Here is an 11223-nt window from a genome sequence, read left to right as displayed (position 1 = left end):
AGGTGCGACCGGCGATACGGGCTCCACTGGCGATACCGGCTCGACGGGAGCAACTGGCTCGACTGGCGCCACTGGCGATACCGGAGCCACAGGTTCGACTGGAGCAACCGGCTCGACAGGCGCCACTGGCGATACTGGAGCCACAGGTTCGACTGGAGCAACCGGCGCCACAGGCGCGACCGGCGATACCGGAGCTACTGGCTCGACCGGTGCAACCGGAGCCATAGGTGCTACGGGTTCCACCGGCGCAACTGGTGATACCGGCGCGACGGGCTCTACGGGTTCGACCGGAGCGACGGGCGATACTGGAGCGACGGGCTCTACCGGTGCCACTGGTTCGACTGGGGCAACCGGCTCGACAGGCGCCACTGGCGATACTGGAGCCACAGGTTCGACTGGAGCAACCGGCGCCACAGGCGCGACCGGCGATACCGGAGCTACTGGCTCGACCGGTGCAACCGGAGCCACAGGTGCTACGGGTTCCACCGGCGCAACTGGTGATACCGGCGCGACGGGCTCTACGGGTTCGACCGGAGCGACGGGCGATACTGGAGCGACGGGCTCTACCGGTGCCACTGGTTCGACTGGGGCAACCGGAGCCACAGGTGCGACCGGCGATACGGGCTCCACTGGCGATACCGGCTCGACGGGAGCAACTGGCTCGACTGGCACCACTGGCGATACCGGAGCCACAGGTTCGACTGGAGCAACCGGCTCGACAGGCGCCACTGGCGATACTGGAGCCACAGGTTCGACTGGAGCAACCGGCGCCACAGGTGCGACCGGCGATACCGGGGCTACTGGCTCGACCGGTGCAACCGGCGATACCGGGGCGACTGGTTCGACCGGTGCAACCGGAGCCACAGGCTCGACCGGAGCGACTGGAGCCACTGGCTCTACAGGCGCCACGGGTTCAACCGGCGCGACGGGAGCAACGGGTGATACCGGAGCCACTGGAGCCACCGGCGCGACGGGAGATCCAGGCGCTACGGGTTCGACTGGTGCGACCGGCCCTACCGGCGCTGCGGGCTCGACCGGTGCAACTGGCTCTACAGGCGCCACGGGTGCAACGGGTCATACTGGCGCTACGGGTTCGACGGGCGCGACCGGCCATACCGGCGCGACGGGCTCGACTGGAGCAACGGGTCATACCGGTGCGACCGGCGCCACGGGTTCGACGGGCGCCACCGGCCATACCGGCGCGACGGGTTCGACTGGTGCGACTGGTCATACCGGCTCTACCGGCTCAACCGGCTCGACTGGAGCAACGGGTCATACCGGTTCGACGGGCGCCACGGGTTCGACGGGCGCGACCGGCGCAACTGGCTCGACCGGAGCCACCGGCTCGACTGGTGCGACTGGCTCGACTGGCTCGACCGGAGCAACTGGTGCGACTGGCTCGACAGGTGCAACTGGCGATACCGGCTCGACTGGCGCCACCGGTTCGACGGGAGCGACTGGCTCGACCGGCTCGACTGGAGCAACCGGCTCGACAGGTGCAACTGGTGATACCGGCTCGACCGGAGCGACGGGCTCGACTGGTGCGACTGGCTCGACCGGTTCGACCGGAGCCACCGGCTCGACTGGTGCGACTGGCTCGACTGGTTCGACCGGCGCAACTGGCTCGACGGGTGCGACTGGCGACACTGGTGCAACGGGTTCGACCGGCTCGACTGGCGACACCGGTTCGACCGGAGCGACGGGCTCAACCGGCTCGACTGGAGCAACCGGCTCGACCGGAGCGACAGGCTCGACGGGTGCCACGGGCGATACCGGAGCGACCGGTTCGACCGGCGATACGGGTGCCACGGGTTCGACCGGGGCAACTGGAGCCACAGGTGCTACGGGTGCCACAGGCGCAACTGGCGATACCGGAGCAACCGGCTCGACTGGAGCGACTGGCTCTACAGGCGCCACGGGTTCAACCGGCGATACCGGCGCAACGGGAGCTACAGGTGCGACGGGCGATACCGGCGCCACAGGTGCGACTGGCGCAACCGGCGATACCGGAGCTACTGGCTCGACCGGTGCAACCGGAGCCACAGGTGCTACGGGTTCCACCGGCGCAACTGGTGATACCGGAGCAACCGGCTCGACTGGAGCTACTGGCTCCACAGGCGCCACGGGTTCGACTGGTGCCACAGGTGCGACTGGCGATACCGGAGCGACGGGCTCGACTGGAGCAACTGGCTCTACCGGTGCCACGGGTTCGACTGGCGCAACAGGTTCGACCGGGGCAACTGGAGCCACAGGTGCTACGGGTTCGACCGGAGCAACCGGCTCGACCGGAGCAACGGGTTCGACGGGCGCGACCGGCCATACCGGCTCGACAGGCTCTACCGGTGCGACTGGCTCTACCGGGGCAACCGGAGCAACGGGTCATACTGGTTCGACCGGCGTCACGGGTGCGACTGGTGCGACTGGTCATACCGGCTCGACAGGCTCTACCGGGGCAACCGGAGCAACGGGTCATACTGGTTCGACCGGCGCCACTGGTGCGACCGGCCATACCGGCTCGACAGGCTCTACCGGCGCGACGGGCTCTACCGGGGCAACCGGAGCAACGGGTCATACTGGTTCCACTGGCGCCACCGGTTCGACTGGTGCGACTGGGCATACCGGCTCTACCGGGGCAACCGGAGCAACGGGTCATACTGGTTCGACCGGCGCCACTGGTTCGACTGGTGCGACTGGTCATACCGGCTCTACCGGAGCAACCGGCTCTACTGGTGCAACCGGCTCGACCGGAGCAACGGGTTCGACGGGCGCGACCGGCCATACCGGCTCGACAGGCTCGACCGGTGCGACTGGCGCTACCGGGGCAACCGGAGCAACGGGTCATACTGGTTCGACCGGCGCCACTGGTTCGACTGGTGCGACTGGTCATACTGGCTCTACCGGAGCAACCGGCTCTACCGGAGCAACGGGTTCGACGGGTGCGACCGGCCATACCGGCTCGACAGGCTCTACCGGTGCGACTGGCTCTACCGGGGCAACCGGAGCAACGGGTCATACTGGTACCACTGGTGCGACTGGTCATACCGGCTCGACCGGTGCAACCGGCTCGACCGGAGCCACGGGTTCGACGGGTGCGACTGGTCATACCGGCTCTACCGGGGCAACGGGTCATACTGGTTCGACCGGCGCCACGGGTTCGACTGGTGCGACTGGTCATACCGGTGCAACCGGCTCGACTGGAGCAACGGGTTCGACGGGTGCGACCGGCCATACCGGCTCGACAGGCTCTACCGGTGCGACTGGCTCTACCGGGGCAACCGGTGCAACCGGCTCGACCGGCGCCACGGGTTCGACGGGTGCGACTGGTCATACCGGCTCGACCGGAGCAACCGGCTCGACCGGCGCCACTGGTTCGACGGGCGCGACCGGCCATACCGGCTCGACAGGCTCGACCGGTGCGACTGGCTCTACTGGGGCAACCGGCTCGACCGGGGCAACCGGCGCGACTGGAGCAACGGGAGATCCAGGCGCCACGGGTTCGACGGGTGCGACCGGCCATACCGGTGCAACCGGCTCGACCGGAGCGGCGGGCTCCACCGGTTCCACAGGTGCGCCTGGTCCGACTGGTGCGACCGGTTGGGGCGGTGACCATGACAAGTATGACCAGCATGGTCACCATGGCCATCATGGCAACAACGGCAACGGCAACAATGGCAATGGCAATGGCCACGGCCACGACAACGACCACAAGAACAGCAGCAATTCAGGGAACGGACACAACAAGCATGACCACGATGGCAAGCCGGGTAACGGTCACGCCGGCAAGGTCACGTTCGAGTCGCTCGGGCTCAAGGACGCTGCGAAATTCCTGCAGTCGGGCTCGACACATGGCAACAGTGATCACGGCAGCCATGCGTCGTTCCGCAACCTGATCGGCCTGGCGTCCACATCCGTGACGACAGACCTGCTCAATGTCCTCAAGACGATTAGCGGATTTGGCCAGAACCAGAACAAGCCGTCGGGGGCGAGCACGGATCTCAGCTCGGACCAGACAAAGCATGGCGCCGGCTTCGCCAGCAACGACCACACCGCCAAGACCCTGAAGGACCTCTTGAAGCCGCACGAGTGAGCAAGAACCTTGAAGAGAGACGACCGACAGAAAAACGTGCGCGCGGATTACGCGGGAGAGCGGATTCGCGCGTTCATCATCTCAAGACAAGGAGTGGCATGAGAGTCGCGCGGCCGATCAGTTCGGAGTACAGTGGGGCATTGCGGGAAACCGAGGCTGAAACGCCTCGGCCCGGGCATTGTTGAACCTCGCCCTGCGTACCGGATGAGAAGTCCATGGTGAACGTCCCTGTGAATGCCGAAAACCAGCCGGTCCCGATCCGTGCCGGCACCGAAGCCGAAGTCGCGACGGGCAGGGCGGACGGCGAAAACGCGGCCAGGATTCCAGGCGGACCCGCCGAGTTCGACCGGATCCAGCCGCGCCTCAAGGCGATGCTGCGGGTCGCGCGCTATCATGGCGTCGAACTCGACCCCAACGAGTTCAGGGCGGCGGTCCCAAGCGCGGTCCCGAACGCGGCTGACCTCTCGCAATGGGCCCAGAACGGCGGCATGTGGTCGCGCGCGCTTCGCATCCGCTGGTCGCATCTCCTGCGCTTCGAGCACACGGGGCCGGTCGTCCTGCTGTTCAATGACGGTGGCGCGGGTCTGCTCACCGGGGCCAGCCCGGAGCGGAAGGTCGTCTTCCTCAAGAGCGCGGGCGCGCCCGACGATGACGAAGCCATCGCCATCGACGAATTGCGGCTGTCGCAGGTGTGGACGGGTGAGGCGGTGTTGTTGCGTCCGGCGCGATCCTACATCGCGGCCGATGCGCCTTTCACGCTGCGCTGGTTGATCGACCTGGTACGGTTAGAAGGCCGTTCCATGCGTGACATCGGTATCGCCTCGTTCACGCTCAGCATCCTTACCGTTCTGCCGCCGATCATCGTCATGACGTTGGTCAACAAGGTGCTGCAGTTCAACAGCGTTTCGACCCTCGTGCTGCTGTCGGCCATAATCGCCGTCCTGTTCGTTTACGAGACGCTCCTCGGCCACGCCCGAAGGCTGATCATCAACGTCGTCGGCGCCCGGCTGGACACCAAACTGAACTTGCACGTCTTCAGCAGGCTCCTGCGTCTGCCGCTCGACTATTTCGAGCGTCATCCGGCCGGCCAGACGATGTACCACCTCGCGCAGATCTATCGCATCCGCGAGTTCCTGACCGGAAAACTCCTCAGCACGTTCCTCGATCTGATCACGCTCTGCGTGCTGATCCCGGTGATGTTCTACATCAACGCCACGCTGGGCTGGATCGTGCTTGCCTGCGCGGGCGTGATCATGCTGATCATCTTCGCCTTTCTCGCGCCACTGCGCCGCAGCTACCAGCAGGTGGTCGAAGCGGAGACCTGGAAGTCGGCGGCGCTCGGCGAAACCGTTGTCGGCATCAAGACGGTGAAGGCGCTCGGTCTGGAGCCGCAACGCAAGGCGCTTTGGGATGAGCGGGTGGCGGACGCGGGCAGGGCCCGCCTTGCCTTCGGGCAGCTTGCCAACTGGCCGCAGACGCTTGTCACACCAATCGAGCGTGTGATGGTCCTCGGAACCATGTTGATCGGCGCTTATCTCGCGATGAGCGACACCTCTGGCTACATGATCGGCAGCCTGTTCGCATTCATGATGATCGCCCAACGCGTCGCGCAGCCTCTCGTTGGTCTTGCTCGACTGGTCGAGGACTTCGAGGAGGTAGGGGCGGCAATCGGCGAAGCAGGATCCGTCCTCAACCGACCCCTGGAAAGCAGTTCGAATTCGACCGGCCTAAGGCCGAAGCTCGTTGGCGAGATCAGTTTCCGTGACCTGACCTTCTCCTACCTCGGCACCAAGACGCCGGCGCTCGACCGGGTCAGCTTCGACATTCCGGCAGGGACGATGTTCGGCATCGTCGGGCGCAGCGGTTCGGGAAAATCGACGGTTGCGCGGCTGCTGCAAGGGATCAATCGCGATTACAGCGGTTTTCTCAAGCTGGATGGCGTCGACCTCAAGGAAATCAACCTGCGTCACCTTCGCCAGGGGCTCGGCGTGGTCCTCCAGGACAATTTCCTGTTCCGCGGGTCGATTCGCGACAACATCATCGCCGGGCGCCCCGGCCTGACCCTTTCGGATGCCATGCGAGCCGCCCACCTTGCCGGCGCCGAAGAATTCATCGAACGCATGCCGAACGGCTATGACACCTATATCGAGGAAGGGTCGCCCAACCTGTCGGGCGGTCAAAAGCAGCGGCTGGCGATCGCGCGCGCGCTCATCCACAATCCGACCGTCCTGATCCTCGACGAGGCGACCAGCGCGCTTGACCCGGAGAGCGAGGCGGTGGTCAGCGCCAATCTCATGCGCATCGCCAGGGGCCGCACGATGATTATTGTCTCGCACCGGCTTGCCTCGCTGACCGAGTGCGACCAGATCCTGGTCATGGATCAGGGCAAGGTCCTCGATGTCGCGCCGCACGCGACCCTGCTGGAACGATGCGCGCTCTACCGCCAGCTTTGGTTGCAGCAGAACCGACATCTCGACAGCCGTCACGGTCGTCTGGCCGCCGTGCCGCCGCGACTTGTTTGAGCATCGGCTTCGGGGCGCCCCATGAGCAGCATCAGCATCACCCAATCCAGCCTTCCCGCCCGCCGGCGCCGGACAGAACCGAGCGATCCGACGATGCCCGCCATCCTGGAATTCCAGTGGCCGTCGACGGCTATCGCCAATGCGCCTGTTCCGCGGATGGCGCGCAGCATCGTCTACATCATCTTGAGCATGGTCATCGCCCTGATAACACTTGCAGGGATCATACCGGTCGATCAGGTCGTCACCACCAGAGGGCTCGTGGTCTCGCAATCGCCAAACATCGTGGTGCAGCCGCTTGAGACGGCGATCGTGCGCTCGATCGAGGTACGCGAAGGACAGCGCGTGCGAGCCGGTCAAACGCTTGCGCGCCTCGATGCGACCTTCGCCTCGGCTGACCTCACCGCGCTGGCGACACAGGTTTCGACGCTTGAGGCCGAAGTGGCGCGGTTGAAGGCGGAGGCCGACGGCAAGCCCTTCAACTATGACGGCCTGGACCCGAGCTGGACCTTGCAGGCGTCGATCTATGATCGCCGCAAAGCCGTCTACGACGCCAAGCTGGCCAGTTTCGACCGGCAGAACGATGAACTCAGTTCCGTGATCTCGCGTTCCCAGTCCGATGCTGACGGCTACCGCCAGCGGCTGGCCGTCGCGGCCTCGATCGAGCAGATGCGCAAGCAACTGGAAGCAAGACAGGTGGGGAGCCGCCTCAACACGCTTATGGCCGAGGACAACTCGGCGGAAATGTCCCGGGCGCTCGGCAACGCCTTGCAGACATCGGAAGCCGCCAAGCGACAGCAGGCGACGGTGTCCGCCGACCGCGATGGCTACATCCAGAGCTGGCGCGCCGAAGTCTCGCAGGGCCTGTCTGAGGCGGGATCGCGCATGTCGGACGCCCGCGAGCTTCTCAACAAGGCAAAGCTGCGCAAACAGCTGGTCGAGCTGAAGAGCGAGGCGGATGCCATCGTCCAGTCGGTAGCCAAGGTCTCCGTCGGCTCGATCCTGCAGTCCGGCGACCGATTGATCACGCTGGTGCCGGACGACGCGGTGCTGGAGATCGAGACGAACATTGTCGGTCGCACCAGTGGGTTCGTCCACGTCGGCGATCCCGTGGCCATCAAGTTCGACACCTTTCCTTATTCGCAATATGGCCTGGCTCATGGCACTGTGCGCGCGGTCAGCCCGGATTCCTTCTCGGCTCGCGAACAAGCGCGCGACCCGAACAGCTCGTTGGCCATGCTGCCATCGGACACTGACCTGTTCTATCGCACGCAGATTTCCATCGACCAGGTCGCCCTCCATGGCGTGCCCGCCAGTTTCACGATCAGCCCCGGCATGCCGGTGACCGCTGACGTCAAGGTCGGCCGTCGCACCGTCCTCAAGTACATTCTCGGCGCCATGCTCCCCGTAGGCCAGGAAGCGATGCGGGAGCCATAGGCTTGGGTGCCGTGCCGCGACAAACGGAGGTATGAGTTCTCGCATCGATGGCAATCCTTGACCGGCTGACTGCCCTTGCCCCGCCGGCGCTGGTGTTGCGCCGGGCGATAAAGCTTTCTGACAGCGGCAAGCCTTCAGAAGCCTTTCCGCTGATGGCAATTGCCGCACGCGCCGGCATCACCGAGGCCGAATACCGGGTCGCTCGTTGCTATCTCGAAGGTTTGGGTGTGCCGCCGAGCCGGTCGGAAGGCGCGCGCTGGCTGCGGCGAGCGGCCGATCACGGCAGCCCCGATGCGCAGTCACTTCTCGCCGCGCTTTACGTGGCTGGACTGGCGACACAGGAGCCCGACGGCAATCGCATCGGATCGGAAAGCCTGTTCGAACGGGATTCCTCGCGGCAGCCGGAATTCGCGCCGGCGCTCGGTCTCGCGAAAAAAGCAGCCGAAGCCGGCTCCGCGACCGGGCAGGCAATCCTCGGCTATATCCTCAGCAGAGGCCCCGAAGCGATGCGCGACCTCGATGCGGCGCATGGCTGGTATGAGAAGTCCGCGGCCGCCGGCTGCCCCGAGGGATGCCTGGGCCTTGCTCTTTCCCTCGCCCGGCGCAGGCAACCTGGGCAAGCGGACAAGATTGCCGCCGAGGTTCGACGCGCTGCCGACGCCGGCCTGCCCACCGCAATCTACCTTCTTGGAGTGCTGACCGAGCATGGGCGTGGCGTGCCGGTCGATCGAGCGGCAGCGGCGCGACTGTATCATCTCGCCGCGGAGAAAGGCCTTCCCTCGGCCCAGTTCCGGTTGGGATTGGGGCTCATCGATGGTGGCCTTGCAGACCAGGATATCGCGGCCGGCGAGGCGTGGCTGCGGCGCGCCGCATTGGCGGGAAACATCGAGGCAGCCTACCGTCTCGGCGATCGCTACGTGAAGAGTTCGCAGCCGGACTATGCGGAGGCCGCGACGTGGTATCGACGCGCGGCCGATGCAGGCCATCAGGCCGCCGCCCGCGCCTTGGCATCGCTCTATCTCTCGGGAAACGGTGTCGCCCAGGACGTCGAGGAGGGAGCGCGCTGGCTGCGCACGTCCGCAAATGCGGGAAATCAGGAAGCGCAGGTCGACTTTGCCAATCTGGTCCTCGAAGGGGCAGGCGAGCCTGACGACCGCGACCGCGCCAGCATTGCCGGATGGTTCGAGGCGACCGCCTCGTCGGGCGATCTGGTTGCAGCCTTCAACCTCGGCCTCTGCTTTGCCCAGGGCGTCGGCGTGCGAAAGGACGAGGAGCAGGCGGCGCAATGGGTGAGGCGCGCGGCCGAAGGCGTGGCCGAGGCGCAATATGCGTATGCGCGCATGCTTCAGGATGGGCGCGGCGTGGCCGCCGACCAGAAACAGGCCCGTCTTTGGTTTGAGCGGGCGGCCAACGCCGGCATGGTCGACGCGCAGGTGGCGCTTGCCGAAATGCTCCTCAATGGGCGCGGCGGCGCATCCTTGCCCGTGGCTGCGGCGCAGTTGTTCAAGCGGGCAGCCGCGGCCGATCACGTCGGGGCGATGTTTGCGATCGGCGCCCTGTACGGGAGCGGCCAGGGTCTGTCACTCGACCCGGCGGCAGCGCAGAAATGGTTCACCGCCGCCGCCGAGCGGGGACATGGCCAGGCCCAACTCATGCTCGGGCGCTATCTTTCCAATGGTCTTGCAGGGGACCACGACCCGGTAGCCGGTCGCGTGTGGTTCGAGCGGGCGGCTGCACAAGGTGTTCAGGAAGCCGTCGACGAACTCGCCGAGTTCGCGTCGATTTGAGGCTGGTGTGGCCGTCGCTACAGGTTTGCCACGCGACGCGCTTACCGGATCGGCGTCTCGCCGCGAAACAGTGGCTGGTGCGCCCGCATCAAGGTGGCAATCCGGTCAGCTACTTTTCGCACCGGCGGGGCGTGACGCTCCTCGTGATGGGTGACGATCCACTGATCTGTTTCGAGTTCGGGGATAGGGTGGGCGACGCGAACCAGCCGCGGATCGCTGTCACCGACGAAGCACGGGAAGACCGAAAGGCCGGCGCCGGCGGCCACCAGTTCGCGCACCGAATGGGTGTTGTTGCCGCGCACCGCGATGCGGTCGCCATGATGGGCTTGCAGCCAGCGCGCCGAAGCAATGTTTGCCCCTTCGCCGGTGACGCCGACGAACAGCCCGGCGGCAATGCCGTTGATCAGGTGGCGTCCGGAATAGATGGCGTGGGCGACCTTGCCGCTTAGACGGCCGGCCAGCCACTGTTCGGTCGGGCGCTCGCTTCGGATGCCGATGTCGGCGGCACGGCGTCCGATATCGACCCGGTCGGTGGTGGTGACGAGTTCCACCCTGATGCCGTCATCGACCGTCCAGATCTCGCCGATATGGGCGGAGACGAAGGCCGAGGTCCAAGGCCCAGCCGAGACGCGGACGATGCGGTCGGGCAGGCTTCCCTCGCGCCAGCGGGTCAGCGACTGCATTGCCGCCTCGACGTCCTCGGCGCGCCGCAGCAGTTCTTCGCCGACCGGGGTCAGTTGGTAGCCGGTCTGCTGGCGCACGAACAGCGGTTCGCCGATCTGCTTTTCGAGCGCGGTGACGCGTCGTCCGAGGGTGGCCGCGCTGAGCCGCGTGGTTCTTGTCGCCGCGCTCAGGCCACCCAGCCGCGCAACGTCGAGAAACAACCTTAGATCGTCCCAGCCGATATCCATTTTGCAGAAATGAAAAACTCCTTTCGACCCTGGCTGTAGCGCGAAGCAGGCATCATACGCAAGTATGCAGGCCTTGGAGGCGTTGGACAATCCTGCCTGGCGGGACCGTGCCCAAGCACATCGGCTGGCCAGCAAGCAGTGCAATCCCTTCGATCGCGCATGCGCTTGGCACGGATGCTTTGCGCTTTCGACCAACCATGCGCACTGGCCATCCACGCGCCAGAGGAGACAATCATGTTGGATGAACTTCGACGCCGTTTCGCCCGCTGGCGGGCCTATCGCCAGACGCTTGCGCGCTTGAGGCATGTGTCGGACAGCACGCTGGCGGATGCCGGCATTTCTCGCCAGGATATCCGCAAGCGCGCCCGCCAAGCCAGCCAGCGTCTTTAAGATCGTGGAGGCGGGCATTCGTCGAGACCGCCTAGTGCGGTTCCGCCGTTTCAAGCAGACGCAGAACCGCTCTATTGGCTACCGAGCGGCGC

General features: G+C 65.7%; 6 protein-coding genes. 5 read left to right on the top strand and 1 reads right to left on the bottom strand.

What is annotated here, in order from left to right; all coding sequences use genetic code 11:
- The 4 genes from AC1D08_RS07875 to AC1D08_RS07860 all read left to right on the top strand — a co-directional run.
- Positions 1-4087 (top strand): beta strand repeat-containing protein (locus AC1D08_RS07875; protein WP_477422898.1); only part of this gene is annotated, 4087 nt, incomplete at its 5' end.
- A 215-nt stretch (positions 4088-4302) separates the two neighbouring features.
- The gene (locus AC1D08_RS07870) at positions 4303-6609 is read left to right on the top strand and encodes a peptidase domain-containing ABC transporter (protein ID WP_457153050.1); all 2307 of its coding nucleotides are present in this window, start codon (positions 4303-4305) and stop codon (positions 6607-6609) included.
- A 21-nt stretch (positions 6610-6630) separates the two neighbouring features.
- On the top strand, positions 6631-8043 hold the full coding sequence (locus AC1D08_RS07865; RefSeq protein WP_457153051.1) for an HlyD family type I secretion periplasmic adaptor subunit: 1413 nt from the start codon (positions 6631-6633) through the stop codon (positions 8041-8043).
- Between the two features lie 47 nt (positions 8044-8090).
- On the top strand, positions 8091-9830 hold the full coding sequence (locus tag AC1D08_RS07860; RefSeq protein WP_477422896.1) for a tetratricopeptide repeat protein: 1740 nt from the start codon (positions 8091-8093) through the stop codon (positions 9828-9830).
- 41 nt (positions 9831-9871) lie between these two features.
- On the opposite strand, the gene AC1D08_RS07855 is transcribed toward AC1D08_RS07860, so the two are convergent.
- Positions 9872-10741, bottom strand: a complete 870-nt coding sequence (locus tag AC1D08_RS07855) for a LysR family transcriptional regulator (RefSeq protein WP_477422894.1) — start codon at positions 10739-10741, stop codon at positions 9872-9874.
- Between the two features lie 234 nt (positions 10742-10975).
- Between AC1D08_RS07855 and AC1D08_RS07850 the strand changes: the two genes are divergently transcribed.
- The gene (locus tag AC1D08_RS07850; protein ID WP_457151231.1) at positions 10976-11131 is read left to right on the top strand and encodes a YjiS-like domain-containing protein; all 156 of its coding nucleotides are present in this window, start codon (positions 10976-10978) and stop codon (positions 11129-11131) included.
- The last annotated feature ends 92 nt before the right edge of the window (positions 11132-11223 follow it).

This window comes from Mesorhizobium sp. P2_E6 (genome assembly GCF_056403835.1).
This window is presented reverse-complemented; position numbering and strand designations above follow the sequence as displayed.